General features: G+C 73.4%; 11 protein-coding genes and 1 pseudogene. 5 read left to right on the plus strand and 7 right to left on the minus strand.

Annotation, left to right across the window (positions count from 1 at the left end; genetic code table 11):
- Window positions 1–9 precede the first annotated feature (9 nt).
- The 5 genes from H1D33_RS18480 to H1D33_RS18500 all read right to left on the minus strand — a co-directional run bounded on the left by H1D33_RS18480 (window position 10) and on the right by H1D33_RS18500 (window position 3,439).
- Window positions 10–354, minus strand: a complete 345-nt coding sequence (locus H1D33_RS18480) for a MoaD/ThiS family protein (protein WP_181571957.1) — start codon at window positions 352–354, stop codon at window positions 10–12.
- 72 nt (window positions 355–426) lie between these two features.
- A complete protein-coding gene (locus tag H1D33_RS18485; protein WP_181571956.1) occupies window positions 427–915 on the minus strand; it encodes a M67 family metallopeptidase in 489 nt (162 codons plus the stop codon).
- Between the two features lie 55 nt (window positions 916–970).
- Entirely contained in the window at window positions 971–1,474 is a 504-nt protein-coding gene (locus H1D33_RS18490; protein ID WP_181571955.1) for a DUF2017 domain-containing protein, read from the minus strand.
- Window positions 1,471–1,761 carry an ATP-dependent Clp protease adapter ClpS gene (gene clpS, locus H1D33_RS18495; protein WP_181571954.1) on the minus strand — a complete coding sequence of 97 codons (291 nt, stop codon included), beginning with the start codon at window positions 1,759–1,761 and terminating at the stop codon, window positions 1,471–1,473. Before clpS ends, H1D33_RS18490 begins: the two co-directional genes overlap by 4 nt.
- A 115-nt stretch (window positions 1,762–1,876) precedes the next feature.
- Window positions 1,877–3,439, minus strand: coding sequence for a P-loop NTPase family protein (locus H1D33_RS18500; protein ID WP_181571953.1), 1,563 nt, complete (start codon window positions 3,437–3,439; stop codon window positions 1,877–1,879).
- 198 nt (window positions 3,440–3,637) lie between these two features.
- On the opposite strand from H1D33_RS18500, the gene H1D33_RS18505 reads away from it, so the two are divergent.
- The 4 genes and pseudogenes from H1D33_RS18505 to H1D33_RS18520 all read left to right on the plus strand — a co-directional run.
- Window positions 3,638–6,310, plus strand: coding sequence for a LuxR C-terminal-related transcriptional regulator (locus H1D33_RS18505; protein WP_181571952.1), 2,673 nt, complete (start codon window positions 3,638–3,640; stop codon window positions 6,308–6,310).
- Window positions 6,311–6,326: 16 nt separating this feature from the next.
- On the plus strand, window positions 6,327–7,613 hold the full coding sequence (locus H1D33_RS18510) for a nicotinate phosphoribosyltransferase (RefSeq protein WP_181571951.1): 1,287 nt from the start codon (window positions 6,327–6,329) through the stop codon (window positions 7,611–7,613).
- A 14-nt stretch (window positions 7,614–7,627) separates the two neighbouring features.
- Window positions 7,628–8,209 (plus strand): isochorismatase family protein, encoded by a 582-nt coding sequence (locus tag H1D33_RS18515; RefSeq protein ID WP_181571950.1) that lies wholly within the window; start codon window positions 7,628–7,630, stop codon window positions 8,207–8,209.
- Window positions 8,210–8,248: 39 nt separating this feature from the next.
- Window positions 8,249–9,516 (plus strand): annotated as a pseudogene (locus tag H1D33_RS18520) (MFS transporter); the annotation flags it as partial.
- 991 nt (window positions 9,517–10,507) lie between these two features.
- On the opposite strand, the gene ctaD reads toward H1D33_RS18520, so the two are convergent.
- Together ctaD and H1D33_RS18530 are read right to left on the minus strand one after the other, a co-directional pair.
- Window positions 10,508–12,265, minus strand: a complete 1,758-nt coding sequence (gene ctaD / locus H1D33_RS18525; RefSeq protein WP_181571949.1) for an aa3-type cytochrome oxidase subunit I — start codon at window positions 12,263–12,265, stop codon at window positions 10,508–10,510.
- Between the two features lie 127 nt (window positions 12,266–12,392).
- Window positions 12,393–13,499 (minus strand): FAD-dependent monooxygenase, encoded by a 1,107-nt coding sequence (locus H1D33_RS18530; RefSeq protein ID WP_181571948.1) that lies wholly within the window; start codon window positions 13,497–13,499, stop codon window positions 12,393–12,395.
- A 221-nt stretch (window positions 13,500–13,720) separates the two neighbouring features.
- Between H1D33_RS18530 and H1D33_RS18535 the strand changes: the two genes are divergently transcribed.
- Entirely contained in the window at window positions 13,721–14,857 is a 1,137-nt protein-coding gene (locus H1D33_RS18535) for a glycoside hydrolase family 12 protein (protein ID WP_181571947.1), read from the plus strand.
- Window positions 14,858–14,891 lie beyond the last annotated feature (34 nt).

A 14,891-nucleotide genomic window follows, 5' to 3' on the forward strand; every position in this document is an offset into this window, starting at 1 on the left:
CCCCGCCCCCTAGCGGACGGCGGCGGTGCGCACGGAGACCGCGTGCGAGGCGATCGCCGCGGCGGCGGCGAAGCCGAACGCGCCGCCGGCCACCGCCGGCAGGATCGTCACGCTGTCGCCGTCGTTGAGCTTCGCGTCGAGCGCGCCCAGGAAGCGGACGTCCTCGTCGTTGACGTAGACGTTGACGAACCGGTGCAGCGCGCCGGCGTCGGTGACCAGCCGGCCCCGCAGCCCGGCGTGCCGGGAGTCCAGGTCGGTGAGCAGGTCGGCGAGCGTGTCGCCGCCGCCCTCGACGACCTTCGCGCCGCCGGTGTAGCTGCGCAGGATGGTGGGGATGCGAACCTCGATGGCCATGGTGTCTCGTGCTCCTCGTTCAGGGTCGTGCCGGGTGACGGGAAGGAAAAGGGTGTGCCGGTGCGCTGGGGGTCAGCGGCCGGAACACTCGTAGTCGACCGTCGCCGGGCTCTGCCCGAACATGTAGGACTGGACGGCGTTCGGATCCACGGCGGCGTCCACGATCTCGACCGGCTCCTCGGCCACCACGCCGTCGACGATCCGGAAGGACCGGATCTCCTCGGTGTCGGGCTCGCGGGTCGAGACGAGCAGGTAGTGCGCGCCCGGCTCACCGGCGAAGGAGACATCCGTGCGGGACGGGTAGGCCTCCGTCGCGGTGTGCGAGTGGTAGATGACGACCGGTTCCTCGTCGCGGTCGTCCATCTCACGCCACACCCGCAACTGCTCCATCGAGTCGAACTCGTAGAACGTCATCGAGCGGGCGGCGTTGTCCATCGGGATGTGCCGGGTCGGGGTGTCGCTGCCGGCGGGACCGGCGACCACGCCGCACGCCTCGTCGGGGTGGTCCCGACGCGCGTGGGCGACGATCGCGTCGACGATCGACCGGTCGATGCTCAGCACGCCGACCAGCCTAGCGCCTGGCGTCGGCGGGCGGCGAGGTGGCGACCGTCACCACTCAGTCGATCAGCGCGTTGAGCAGGGACTCCTGCAGATAACCGAGATAGGCGTAGACCGACAGTTGGAACACCCGGGACGAGGCCGGGTCGGTGGCGACCGCGTCGTCCAGCTCCTCGCCCAGGTCGGTGCCGTCCTTGATCTCCAGCCGGACGCCCATCGCCAGCCGGGCGTCGTTGAGCGCCCGCAGCCACGCCTCGGCCGCCTCCGCGTCCAGCCGCACCTCGCCGCCGGCGTCGCCGTCGGGCAGCGCGGCGAGGATCGCCCCGGCCTGGTCGATCTTGGCGGTCTTCAGGTCGCCCTCGGTGTAGCGGCGGAACTCGGCGGTGCCGGCGTCGTCGTCCGGGTAGACCTCGGGGAAGAGCCGGCCGACCACCGGGTCGCCGTGGTCGAAGCCGTCGGTCAGCAGGCCGACCACCTCGGAGGCGACCTTGCGCAGCACCCGCACCTCGTCGACGGCGAACGTGGCCACGTAGCGGTCGCCGCGGCGACGGAACATGCTCATGAGCGTTCCACGGTCGCCCACAGCCCGTACGCGTGCAACTGCGCCGCGTCGTGCTCCATCCGCTCCCGGGCGCCGCTGGAGACCACCGCCTTGCCCTTGTGGTGCACGTCCAGCATGAGCCGCTCCGCCTTCTCCCGGCTGTATCCGAACAGCTTCTGGAAAACCCAGGTCACGTACGTCATCAGGTTGACCGGATCGTCCCAGACGATGGTCACCCACGGCCGGTCGGAGACCGGCACCTCTTCAGTGTCCGGCGTCTCGACCGGCGCAACCTGTGGAGCCGCCATGCCCCCCATCGTGCCACCGGATCCGCCGAACCGATGAACCGGAACGGCGTGCCGGTCGGGTTCGCCCGCCCGGGCCGCGTACGCGGGCTCGGGACCCCGCGCGGCGGCCCCGGTCTCAGGCCAGCAGGATGCCGTGGTCGACAGCATCGGCGAGCACCACGCCCAGCGAGAGACGGATCACCTCGAAGCGGCGGGACACCTCGCGGGACAGTTCGAGTTCGACCTCGCGCAACGCGCGCTGGGCCCAGGACCGGGCCACGTTCGGGTCGTTGTTGCCGGGCGCCCGCCAGTGCTGCCAGCACCCGCCGTTGAGCGCCACGCCGACCGGCGGGAGCACCTCGTCCCGCTCCGCGCCGGGCAGCCCGGCGAGTGCGCCCAGGGCGCCGGCGCCGGTCAACCCGGCGACCCCGGCCGTGCTGGTGACCAGGAGCACCCGGTCCAGCTCGCGCCCGTCCGGGTGGTCGGCCAGGCCCCAGCGCACGGCGTGGGTGATCCGCCGGCGCACGCCCTCGGCGAGCGGCGCGCCGAAGACCCGCGCGGCGGCGTCGTCGACGATGCTACGGACCGCCTCGTCGCACTGCGCGGTGGCGAGCAGCGACAACGCCTCCAGCTCGCGGTCGAGCAGTTGCGGCAGGCCGGCGCAGCCGACCCCGAAGACGATCTCCTGCACCACCCGCAGGTGGATGTTGGCCAGTTCCAGCGCGAGGTGCTGGCGGATCCGCTGGGCGCATGTGCGGGCCTGGCGGTCGATCCGCTCGGCCAGGTCGGTCGGGTCGACCCCGGACAGCACCGGCACCCGACCGTGCGCGCCGGGCGGCTCGGGCGGCCGGGCGCTGGCCCGGACCAGCCCCTCGTCGGCGGCCCAACCGACCAGCGCGCGGCGCAGGTGGGGCAGCTCGGACCGCCGGGCCGGGAACCACCGGGCCGAGGCGAGCCCGGGCACCGCGGCGAGCAGCGCCGCGCGGTGGGCCGCGATGGAGACCGCCACCGGGTCGAGCCGGCCGGCGGGGCCGGGCGGGCCGGACCGGGCGGGCGACGGCACGGACGCCCCCGTGCCCTCCGCCGTCGCGCCGTCGGCCGGCGCCGCCCAGCCGGTCACGCCGGGGGTGACGGCGAAGAAGACGGTGACCCGGGCCCGGGACACCTCGGTCAACAGGTGCAGCTCGGCCGCGCTGAAGGCCTGGTCGGCGGAGATCACGAAGAGCAGCGCGCCGGCCCGGCCCACGGCGTCGCGCAGCGCCAGCCCGCCGGCCACCCCGAGGGTGGCGGTGTCCGGCGTGTCGAGCACCGCGAAGTGCCGCAGCAGCGGGTCGGGCAGGCTCAGCTCGACCCGGCGCGGCGGTCGGGCCAGCGCGGGGCCGGCGGCGAGCGGGTCGGCGCCGTAGGAGTGCGGCTGGCGGTAGCCGGGGACGTACGCCGCGCGGGTGGCGACCCTGGCGTGCTCGACCAGCAGGTAGCTGCCGGCGGGCACGACGAGCGTGCCGGGGTCCGACCCGATCAGGCCGGCGATCAGCTCGCGCCGGCCCGCGCCCGCCGGGCCGGCCACGACGACGGCGAGCGGCTCGCCCGGACCCGGTTCGGTCAGGCCGAGCCGGGTCGGCAGCGGCGCGCACCGCGGCGGCTCGGCGCGCCCGGCCGGATCGGGCACGTCGACCGAGGGGAGTGGACCTGGCTTCATCAGGCGGCCTCCCGGTCAGGCGACCGGCGCAACTGCCCGGTCGCGGCTGTATCCCCTGGTCAAGGGGATGCCGGAAGCCTACGGCTGTCGGGCATCCGACATCGAACACATCTGGTACTCACGAGTAATGGACAGATTACTCAACTTCACTGCGTGACGACTCGCACGCGGACGGCATCCCATCGATATGCTGCACCGATGACCAGGTGGGAGTTCGTCGGCCGAACGGATGAACTCAACCGTCTGTTGTCGGCGATCGGCGACCCGGACGGGCGCGGGTTGTTCTTCAGCGGCGACGCGGGCGTCGGCAAGAGCCGGCTGCTGCGGGAGGGGGTGGCCGCGCTCTCCCCGGAACGACACGCGATCTGGTCGGTCGCGGCCAGCGCCACCACCGCCGCCCTGCCGTTCGGCGGGCTGGTCCAGGTGCTCCCCGCCACCCAGCCGCAGGGCCTCTCCCCCGCCGGGATCCTCCGCTGGGCGGTCGACCTGCTCCAGGAGCAGGCCGCCGGCCGGCCCATCGTGCTGGCCGTCGACGACGCGCACCTGCTCGACCCGCCGTCGGCCGCGCTGGTGCACCTGATCGCCCGCTCGGAGAACGCCACCGTGATCGGGACGCTGCGCAACGGCGAGCAGATCCCGCTGCCGATCCGCGCCCTCTGGACCGACGACCTGGTCGACCTGGTCGAGCTGGGGCCGCTGGGCCGCAGCGAGACCACCGGGCTGCTCGCCGCGATCCTCGGCGGGCCGGTCGACGCCGGCTCCTCCGAGCGGCTGTTCCGGCTCTCCGCCGGCAACCCGCTGCTGCTGCGCGAGCTGGTGCTGGCCGCCGACGGCGAGCTGCGGCGCACGTACGGCATCTGGAAGTGGACCGGCCGGCTGGAGCTGGCGCCCACCCTGACCGACCTGATCGACACCCGGATCGGCCAGCTCACCCCCGGGGTCCGGGCGGTGGTGGAGCTGGTCGCCTTCGGCGAGCCGCTGGGCCTGCACCTGCTGCAACAGGCGGTCGAACGGACCGACGTGGAGGTCGCCGAGGAACGCGGGCTCATCGCGATGGTCCGCGACGACCGGCGGCTCAACGTCCGCCTGGCCCACCCGCTCTACGGCGAGGTGATGCGCCGGCAGTGCCCGGTCAGCCGCACCCGGCGGCTCCAGGCCACCCTCGCCGGGCTGCTCGAGCAGGTCGGCAAGCGCCGCCGCGACGACCTGCTGCGGGTCGCGGTGTGGCGGCTCGACTCGGGTACGGCGCAGAACGTGGCGCTGCTGCTCGACGCCGCCGTGCAGGCCTTCGGCCGGTACGACGTCCCGCTGGCCACCCGGCTGGCCCGGGCCGCGCTGGAGGCCGGCGGCGGCACGGACGCCGCGGAGCTGCTCGCCACCATCCTCATGTTCGGCGACCGGCCGGAGGAGGCGATCCGGGTGCTCGACCAGGTCGCCGGGGAGATCCGCGACGACCGGCGGCGCAGCCGCTGGCTGACCGTGCGGGGCATGGTCAGCTACTGGGGGCTCAACCGCGAGTCCACGGTGGAGGAGATCGCCGCCCGCGGCGAGGAGCTGACCGACCCCGCCGACCGCGCCCGGGTACGCGCCTTCGAGGCCATCATGCGGCTGCACCGGCTCGACGTCGACGTCGCGGTGCGGCTGGCCCAGGAGGTGCTGGACCGTCCGGCCGCGCCGATGGCCGCCCGGGAGCTGGCCCGGTGCACCCTGGCCCACCTCCAGGCCGCCCAGGGGCAATACCGGCGCAGCGCCACCGCGATCGCCCGGGTGCAGGCCGAGGCCGCCTGCTGGCGCGCCGACATGCCCTACCTCCAGCTCGCCATGGAACTGGCCCGGGGCACCCGGCTGGCGCTCTCCGGCGACCTCACCGGCATCGACGAGATCGTCGCCGACGAGTTCGCCGACCTGGCCGGCGCCGGCGACTTCCGGCTCGGCACCGGCTACCTGGCCATCCTCCAGGCGTACACGGCACGGCTGCGCGGGCGCGGCGACGAGGCGCTCAAGACCAGCCTGGGCGCCTGCGCGGTGCTCGCCACCAGCCGGGTCTACGCCGGCCTGGCCCACGCCGAGCGCGCCCAGGCCGCCGCGCTGCGCGGCGACGCGGTCCACGCGGCCGAGGCGATGGCCGAGGCGGACCGGACGCACGCGCCCGGGATGGCCGTGCTCTACCCGTGGCTGGAGCAGGCCCGGGGCGCGGCGCAGGCGGCGGCCGGCGACCTGGCGGGCGCCGCCAAGCATCTCTGCGCGCTCGCCGACCGGCTGCGGGAGGACGGGCTCGCCGGCCACGAGCTGCTCGTCCTGCTCGACCTGGTCCGGCTCGACCAGGCCGCCGCGCCGGTCGGACCGACCTGCACCGACGGCGGCCGGCGCAACGTGGCGCAACGCCTGGCGGAACTCTCCGAGCAGGTCGACGGCGTGCTGCCGCCGCTGCTCGCCCGCTACGGCCGGGCCGCGCTGGACGGCTCCCCGGACGACCTGCTCGCGGTGGCCGACGGCTTCGCCGACCGGGAGCTGATCGTCTACGCCGCCGAGGCGACCGCGACGGCGCTGTGCCGGATGCGCGACGCCCGGGCCGGCGCGACCGGGCCGGCCCGGGAACGCCTCGCCGACCTGCTGCGCCGCTGCGACGACATCTCCACCCCGGCGCTGCGGCTGCTCCGCCCGGCGCTCAGCGAACGCGAGTGGGAGATCGCCCGCCTGGCCGCCGACGGGTTGACCAGCCGTGCCATCGCCGAACGGCTCTACCTGTCCACCCGCACCGTGGAGAACCACCTGCAACGCGTCTACAGCAAACTGGGCGTCACCCGGCGTAGCGAGTTGCCGACCGCGCTGCGCTCGATGCCGGGCCACGACGGCACGGATCCGGCCTGAACTCTAGGCTGGGGCGGTGAGCACCCTTCGCCTCGCGCTGCTGACCGACCAATACGAGCTGACCATGGTCAGCGCCGCGCTGCAGGACGGCACCGCGGACCGACGCTGCGTCTTCGAGGTGTTCAGCCGGCGACTGCCGGCCGGCCGCCGCTACGGGGTGGTCGCCGGCACCGGGCGGCTGGTCGAGATGATCCGGGACTTCCGCTTCGACCCGGCCGAGATCGACTTCCTCCGCCGCACCGGCGTGGCCGACGAGCGGGCCGCCCAGTGGCTCGCCGACTACCGCTTCACCGGCGACGTCGACGGTTACGCCGAGGGGGAGCTGTTCTTCCCCGGCTCGCCGATCCTCACCGTCTCGGGCACGTTCGCCGAGTGCGTGGTGCTGGAGACGCTGGTGCTGTCGGTGCTCAACCACGACTGCGCGATCGCCGCGGCCGCCGCCCGGATGGTCACCGCCGCCCGGGGCCGTGCGCTGATCGAGATGGGTTCCCGCCGGGCGCACGAGGAGGCCGCGGTCGCCGCGGCACGGTCGGCCTACCTGGCCGGGTTCCGGTTCACCTCCAACCTGGCCGCCGGGCAGCGCTACGGCATCCCGACCGCGGGCACCGCCGCGCACGCGTTCACGCTCCTGCACGACGACGAGCGGGCGGCGTTCGCGTCCCAGGTCGCCACGCTGGGCAAGGACACCACGCTGCTGGTCGACACGTACGACATCGCCCAGGGCATCCGCAACGCCATCGCGGTGGCCGGGCCGGAGCTGCGGGCGGTCCGGATCGACTCCGGCGACCTCGCGGTGATCGCCCAACAGTCGCGCGAGCTGCTCGACTCGCTCGGCGCCACCGAGACGAAGATCATCGTCTCCGGCGACCTCGACGAGTACGCGATCGCGTCGCTCGCCGCCGAACCGGTCGACATGTACGGCGCCGGCACCGCCGTGGTCACCGGCTCCGGCGCGCCCACCGCCGGCCTGGTCTACAAGCTGGTCGAGGTGGAGGGGCGGCCGGTGGTCAAGCGCTCCGAGCACAAGGCCACCATCGGCGGCCGGAAGGTGGCCGTCCGGCGGCACAAGCCGACCGGCACCGCCACCGAGGAGGTCATCGTGCCGCAGGGCGTGCCGGACCGGCAGGCCAACGACCGGCTGCTCCAGCAGTCGTACGTGGTGTCGGGCGAGCCGGTGGCGCTGCCCACGCTCGACCAGTCACGGGAGCACCTGCGCCAGTGCCTGATCTCCATCCCGTGGGAGGGACTCAAGCTCTCCGCCGGCGACCCGGCCGTTCCGGTGACCGTCGTACCCGCGACCTGAGGAGGACCGACCAGATGGCGAACGCCTTGATCATCGTGGACGTGCAGAACGACTTCTGCGAGGGCGGCTCCCTCGCGGTCGGCGGCGGGGCAGGGGTGGCCGGCGGCATCTCCCGGCTGCTCACCGACGAGCCGGACCGCTGGGACCACGTCGTCGCGACCAAGGACTACCACGTCGACCCGGGCGCGCACTTCGGCGACCCGCCGGACTACGTCGACTCCTGGCCCCGGCACTGCGTGGTCGGCACGACCGGCTCCGAGTTCCACCCCGAGCTGGAGACCGGCCGGGTCGAGGCGATCTTCCACAAGGGCGAGCACGCGGCCGCGTACTCCGGTTTCGAAGGGCACGCGCCCGACGGCGAGTGCCTGGCCGACTGGCTGCGCCGGCACGACGTCGACCGGGTCGACGTGGTCGGCATCGCCACCGACCACTGCGTGCGCGCCACCGCGCTGGACGCCGCGCGAGAGGGTTTCCGGACCACGGTGCTGCTGGAGCTGACCGCCGCCGTCGCGCCGGAGACGCTCGACGTGGCGCTGCGGGCGCTCGACGGCGCCGGGGTCGCGATGGTCGGCGAACCTGTGATCAGGACCGCTTGACCAGGTAATCGCTTGCTGTTGTCGTACCCGGCGCCCAGGATGGCGCGGGAGGTGCGGCCGTCGTGAACCTGAAGCCCTACCGGGAGGCGCTCGCCCTGCCCGGCCTGCGGTCCTTGCTGCTGGTGTCGGTGCTGGCCCGCGTGCCGCTGACCGCGACCGGGGTGACGCTCACCTTCTACGTGGTGCTCGACCTCGGGCGCGGCTACGGCGCCGCCGGCCTGGTCGGCGCCGCGTCCACCATCGGCGCCGCAATCGGCGCGCCACTGCTCGGCCGGCTGGTCGACCGCCGAGGGCTGCGGCCGGTGCTGCTGCTCTGCACCGTCGCCGAGGGCTTGTTCTGGGCCGCCGCGCCCACCCTGCCCTACCCGGTGCTGCTGCCCACCGCGTTCCTGGCCGGGCTGCTCGCGCTGCCGGTGTTCTCCGTGGTGCGCCAGTCGATCGCCGCGCTGGTGCCGGCCGAGCGACGCCGCCCGGCATACGCGCTGGACTCGATGTCGGTGGAGCTGTCGTTCATGGTCGGCCCCGCCCTCGCGGTGGCGCTGGCCACCGCCGTCACGCCGCGCCTGACGCTCTGGGCGGTCGGCGCCGGCATCGTCGCCTCCGGCATCTGCTTCTGGCTGCTGAACCCGCCCACCCGGGCCGCCGACGAGCCCACCGGGCCGCAGCGCCCGGTGCCCCGCCGGGAGTGGCTCACCCCCCGCCTGCTCGCCGTGCTGGCGGTCAGCCTGGCCGCCACCCTGGTGCTGGGCGGCACCGACGTGGCCGTGGTGGCGGTGCTGCGAGCCGGTGGCGAGGTCGGCTGGACCGGCGCGGTGCTGGCCGCCTGGGCGGTCGCCTCGCTGGTGGGCGGCTTCGCCTACGGCGCGGTACGCCGCTCGCTCCCACCGCTGGCGCTGGTGGCGGCGCTCAGCCTCACCACCATCCCGGTCGGCCTGGGCGGCGCGCACTGGTGGCTGCTCTGCCTCGCGTTGATCCCCGCCGGGGCACTCTGCGCGCCCACCCTCGCGGCCACCTCGGACGCGGTCAGCCGACTCGCCCCGCCCGGCGTACGCGGCATGGCGATGGGCCTGCACGGCTCCGCCGTCACCGTCGGCATCGCCCTGGGCGCGCCACTCGCCGGCGCGGTGATCGACGCGTCCGCACCGGCCTGGGGGTTCGCGGTCACCGGCGCGATCGGTTTCCTGGTCGCGCTGGCCGTGCTCCCGGTCGAGCTGCGCCGCCGCCGCACCCCACCCGCCATCCCCGCTCCCGCCTCCGCCTCCGCCGCTGCCGCTGCCGCTGCCGAACCCGATCTGACCCCCGCCGCCCCTGACACCCCGCCTTCACCGACCGCGACCCGGCGCGGCGCACCCGGCCCAGCGCGTCTCTCGCCCGACGCCAACCGGCCCAGACCTGCTCACCGCACCCCCGGCCCAGCACAGTGCCCGCCCAGCGCGTCCCCGCCCAGCACGGCCCTCACCCAGCACTGCGCCCTGCCCAGCACTGCGCCCGGCCCAGCGCGCGCCCGGCCCAGCGCGCCCTCGCTCAGCGCTCCCCGGCACGGGGCGTCCCCGGCTCAGAGCGTCCTGCCTGCCGAGCGCAGCGCTCGCCCAGCCCAGCCAGTCCAGCGCGACCTCGCTACCCCGCCCAGCCCCGCCGACCCAGCCTCGCCCCACCCCGCCCTCCCGGATCCGCCGCGTCGATCAAGGCGTTTCCGCTCCAGCCTCGCCGATCTTGGAGTTGTGGCGCCTCCAATGACACGAATGCCCCTTCTGTCCACGACCACAAGTCCAAGATCGACGAGCAAAGCGGGACGGGGCGAGGCGAGGCGAGGCAGGGCAGGGCGAGCCGGGGCGAGGCGAGACGAGGCGAGGCGAGGCGAAGCCGAGCGAGGCACCGCCAGCCTCGCCGATCTTGGAGTTGTGGCGCCTCCAATGTCACCAACACCCCTTATGTCAACAGCCACAAGTCCAAGATCGACGGGCGGGGCGGGGCGGGGCGAGCGGGGCGGGGCGGCGACGGCAGGGTGCGGGGTGACGGCGGTCGCGTCAGTGCCGTCGGCCAGGTTCGGGGCCGGCGCGCATGATCAGCACCCCCACCCTGACGGCGAACCCTCGATCACCGAAGCGCCCACCGAACCCCGACGAACACACCCCGGACCGCGTCGATCATGAAGTTGGCGGCGACAAATCAGGCACGAAACGCCGCCAACTTCATGATCGACGCCGCTGGGCGGCGGGGGCGGGCGGCGGAACCGGGAAGCAGGACGGGCGCCGCGCCCCGGGTGGGGTGCGGCGCCCGTCCTGTGGGGCTGGGCCGTCAGCGCTCGTCGAGGTTGCCGGCGGTGTCCTCCTGGTAGCTGGCGCCACCGTTGACCTCGCTGGTCAGCGGCTTGGCGCCGCCCTCGGGCGGGCCGGCGACGCTCTGCCCGGCGGCCAGCTCGGGGAACTTCACGTCGAAGGCGGGCCGCTCGGAGCGGATCCGGGGCATCCGGTCGAAGTTGCGCAGCGGCGGCGGGCAGGAGGTGGCCCACTCCAGCGAGTTGCCGTGACCCCACGGGTCGTCGACCTCGACCACCGGGCCGGTCTTGTACGACTTCCAGCAGTTCCAGATGAACGGCAGGGTCGAGATGCCGGTGATGAACGCGCCGATGGTGGAGACCGTGTTCAGCCAGGTGAAGCCGTCGTCGGCCTGGTAGTCGGCGTACCGGCGGGGCATGCCCTCGGCGCCGAGCCAGTGCTGCACCAGGAACGTGGTGTGGAAGCCGACCATGGTCAGCCAGAAGTGGACCTTGCCGAGCCGCTCGTCGAGCATCCGGCCGGTCATCTTCGGGAACCAGAAGTAGATGCCGGCGAAGACGGCGAACACGATGGTGCCGAAGAGCACGTAGTGGAAGTGCGCCACCACGAAGTACGAGTCGTGCAGGTGGAAGTCGATCGGCGGGCTGGCGAGCAGCACCCCGGTCAGGCCACCGAAGAGGAACGTCACCAGGAAGCCGATCGCCCACAGCATCGGCGTCTCGAAGGTGACCTGCCCCCGCCACATGGTGCCGATCCAGTTGAAGAACTTCATACCGGTGGGCACGGCGATCAGGTAGCTCAGGAAGCTGAAGAACGGCAGCAGCACCTGGCCGGTGGCGAACATGTGGTGCGCCCAGACGCTCATCGACAGCGCGGCGATGGCGACGGTGGCGGCGACCAGGCCCTTGTAGCCGAAGATCGGCTTGCGGGAGAAGACCGGGATGATCTCGGTGATGATGCCGAAGAACGGCAGCGCCACGATGTAGACCTCGGGGTGCCCGAAGAACCAGAACAGGTGCTGCCACAGCATCGGGCCGCCGGTGGCCGGGTCGTACACGTGGGCGCCGATGATGCGGTCCGCGGCGAGCGCGAACAGCGCGGCGGCCAGCAGCGGGAAGACCAGGATCGCCAGCAGGCTGGTGACCAGCATGTTCCAGGTGAAGATCGGCATCCGGAACATGGTCATGCCGGGGGCGCGCAGGGTCAGGATCGTGGTGATCAGGTTGACCGCGCCGAGGATGGTGCCCAGACCGGAGATGGCCAGGCCGACCACCCACATGTTGGCGCCGACGCCCGGCGAGTGCTCGACGGTGCTCAGCGGCGTGTAGGCCGTCCAGCCGAAGTCGGCCGCGCCACCGGGGGTGATGAAGCCGGCGACGGCGAGCGTGCCGCCGAAGAGGTAGAGCCAGTAGGCGAACGCGTTGAGTCGGGGGAACGACACGTCCGGCGCGCCGATCTGCAGCGGCACCACGTAGTTCGCGAAGGCGAACACGATCGGCGTCGCGAAGAACAGCAGCATGATCGTGCCGTGCATGGTGAAGAGCTGGTTGTACTGCTCGGGCGACAGGAACTGCAGCCCCGGTCGCGCCAGCTCGGCGCGCATGATCAGGGCCATCAGGCCACCGATCATGAAGAACGCGAACGCGGTGACCATGTACATGATCCCGATCTGCTTCGCGTCCGTGGTGCGCAGCAGCCGCGCGATGGCCGACCCCTTGACCGGCTCGCGGACCGGCCAGGGCCGGGTCACGACCGGCTTGGGTGCGACGGTGGTCACGAGTGGCCTCCGGTTCTGGGTTGTCCCGCTCGGCGCGCTGGTCATCGGCGCAGCCGTCATCCGCAAGGAGGATAGTCCCCGGTAGGTGGCCCCGCCGCGTGGGGTGGGCGGCTACGATCTTCCGCCGTCAGGGCGGACCGGTGAGGAGCCGGTAGTGCTCCCCGAAGATCCGTCCGCCGCGTCCGCGCAGCACCGGGTCGCGCAGCGCCGGCGGCACGTCGCGGGTGCGGTTGCGGTCCCGGGTCCGGTCCCGCACCCAGCGGGTACGCGGCCGGCGGCGACTCTCGTACGCGATCAGCGCGGCGTCGACGCTGCCGGCGGCGTGCAGCGACTCGGCGAGCACGACGGCGTCCTCCAGCGCCATGGCGGCACCCTGGGAGAGGGTCGGTGCGACGGCGTGAGCGGCGTCACCGACGAGCAGCACCCGGCCGTGGAACCAGCGGCCCAGCTCGACCTCCTCGGTGCGTTCCACGTGCACCGTCTCCAGCGCGGCCAGCACCTCGGGCACCGGCCCGCCGTAGTCGCCGAACAGCTCGCGGAGCCGGGCGAGCGGGTCGGCCGGCAGGACGCTCCCGGCCTCGTCGGCGTAACAGTAGAGCCGCCCGGCGCCGAGCGGCACGACCAGGAAGCCGGCCCGCTGGCCGAGCAGGGCGGTCCAGTCGGTGATCCGGGGGCCACCGCGCACGACGGCGCGGTAGACGACCTGCCCGGCCGGGCGGGGCGGCCCGCCGAGCGCGGCCAGGGCACGCACCGCCGAGCGGGGCCCGTCCGCGCCGACGACCAGGTCGTACTCGCCGCCGGTGCCGTCGGTGAAGCCGACCGCGACGCCGCCGGGCAGCGGCTCGACGGTGCTCACCTCGGCGCCGTGGCGGACCGCGCCGCCGGCGCCGGTGAGCAGCACCCGGTGCAGTTCGGCGCGGGGCAGCGCCCGGCACTCCCCCACGCCGGCCCAGAGCGCGTCGAGGTCGACCTCGCACAGTGGCGCCCCGGCGGCGTCGAGGAAGCGTTGCCGGTGGATCACCTGGCCGAGCGGTCGCAGCGGGCCGTCGAGGTCGAGTCGGCGCATCGCCCGGGCCGCGTTGCCGGGCAGGTAGAGACCGGTGTCGGTGCGTTCGGTGGGTGGCAGCCGGTCGGTGACGTCGGGCCGGAATCCCGCCAGCCGCAGCGCCCGGGCCACGGCCAGGCCGGCGATGCCCGCGCCGACGACGAGGATGCGCAGGGGAGAACCACCCATCGTGGGGTACGCCTCCGGAGGGGGGGTCGGAACGCGTTGGAGGCAAGACACTACTCGCCGCAACCAGGCGGCGGAAGTGCCGATCCGCCCCGGCGCAACATTCTTAACCGGTTCAGTTGCGCATCGGTTTCAAACATGTAAATGTGTTCGATGAGCCTGGGAGCGCTCCCGCACGTATCCCCCGTCAGATCCGGCGCCCCCGCGTCGAACCAAGGAGCATCATGAAGCGTTCACTCAGAGCCATCGCCGCGGCCGGCCTGCTGGCCGCCGGCAGCATCGTCGCCGTCGCGCTCGGCGGCACCGCTTCGGCCGACACCCAGATCTGCGACCAGTACGGCTCCACCACCATCGGCGGCAAGTACGTGGTGCAGAACAACCGCTGGGGCACGAGCGCCCAGCAGTGCATCAACGTCACCTCGACCGGCTTCTCGATCACCCGGGCGGACGGCTCCGCGCCGACCAACGGGGCGCCGGTCTCCTACCCGTCGATCTTCGTGGGCTGCCACTACACCAACTGCTCGCCCGGCACGAACCTGCCGGTCCAGGTGAAGAACATCAGCAGCGCGCCGGCCAGCATCAGCTACAACTACGTCAGCGGCGCGATCTACGACGCCGCGTACGACATCTGGCTCGACCCGTCGCCCAAGCGCGACGGCGTGAATCAGATGGAGATCATGATCTGGCTCAACCGGCAGGGCTCGATCCAGCCCATCGGCTCCCCGGTCGGCAACGCCAGCATCGCCGGCCGGACCTGGGAGGTCTGGCGGGGCAGCAACGGCTCCAACAACGTCATCTCGTACGTGGCGCCGTCCGCGATCCCCAGCTTCAGCTTCGACGCGATGGCGTTCATCAACGACACCCGCAACCGGGGCGCGATCACCAACGACTGGTACCTGACCAGCATCCAGGCCGGCTTCGAGCCGTGGCAGGGCGGGGTCGGGCTGGCGGTCAACTCGTTCTCGCAGAGCGTCAACACCGGCAGCAACCCGCCGCCCACCAGCACGCCGCCGACCACCACGCCGCCGCCCTCGGGCAGCGCCGCCTGCACCGTGACCTACCGCGCGACGAACGTGTGGAACAACGGCTTCACCGCCGAGGTGACGGTGAAGAACACCGGCAACAGCACGATCAACGGCTGGACGCTCAACTACAACCTGCCCTCCGGGCAGAACGTGACCAGCGCGTGGAACGCCACCGTGTCGCAGAGCGGCTCGGCGGTGACCGCCCGCAACGTCGACTACAACGGCACCCTCTCCCCGGGCGCCTCGACCAACTTCGGCTACCAGGCCACGTTGAACGGCAGCTTCTCCGCGCCGAGCAGCTTCACCCTCAACGGCACCGCCTGCGCCCGAGGCTGACCACCACGACACGAGGGGGCGCGGTCCGCACCGG

The organism is Micromonospora ferruginea (genome assembly GCF_013694245.2).
Taxonomy (GTDB): domain Bacteria; phylum Actinomycetota; class Actinomycetes; order Mycobacteriales; family Micromonosporaceae; genus Micromonospora; species Micromonospora robiginosa.

Bases quoted from the DNA above. Each gene is read 5' to 3' on its own strand.
- H1D33_RS18480 (WP_181571957.1), bottom strand. From the start codon at position 354: ATGGCCATCGAGGTTCGCATCCCCACCATCCTGCGCAGCTACACCGGC.
- H1D33_RS18490 (WP_181571955.1), bottom strand. From the start codon at position 1,474: ATGAGCATGTTCCGTCGCCGCGGCGACCGCTACGTGGCCACGTTCGCC.
- clpS (WP_181571954.1), bottom strand. From the start codon at position 1,761: ATGGCGGCTCCACAGGTTGCGCCGGTCGAGACGCCGGACACTGAAGAG.
- H1D33_RS18500 (WP_181571953.1), bottom strand. From the start codon at position 3,439: ATGAAGCCAGGTCCACTCCCCTCGGTCGACGTGCCCGATCCGGCCGGG.
- H1D33_RS18505 (WP_181571952.1), top strand. From the start codon at position 3,638: ATGACCAGGTGGGAGTTCGTCGGCCGAACGGATGAACTCAACCGTCTG.
- H1D33_RS18515 (WP_181571950.1), top strand. From the start codon at position 7,628: ATGGCGAACGCCTTGATCATCGTGGACGTGCAGAACGACTTCTGCGAG.
- H1D33_RS18530 (WP_181571948.1), bottom strand. From the start codon at position 13,499: ATGGGTGGTTCTCCCCTGCGCATCCTCGTCGTCGGCGCGGGCATCGCC.
- H1D33_RS18535 (WP_181571947.1), top strand. From the start codon at position 13,721: ATGAAGCGTTCACTCAGAGCCATCGCCGCGGCCGGCCTGCTGGCCGCC.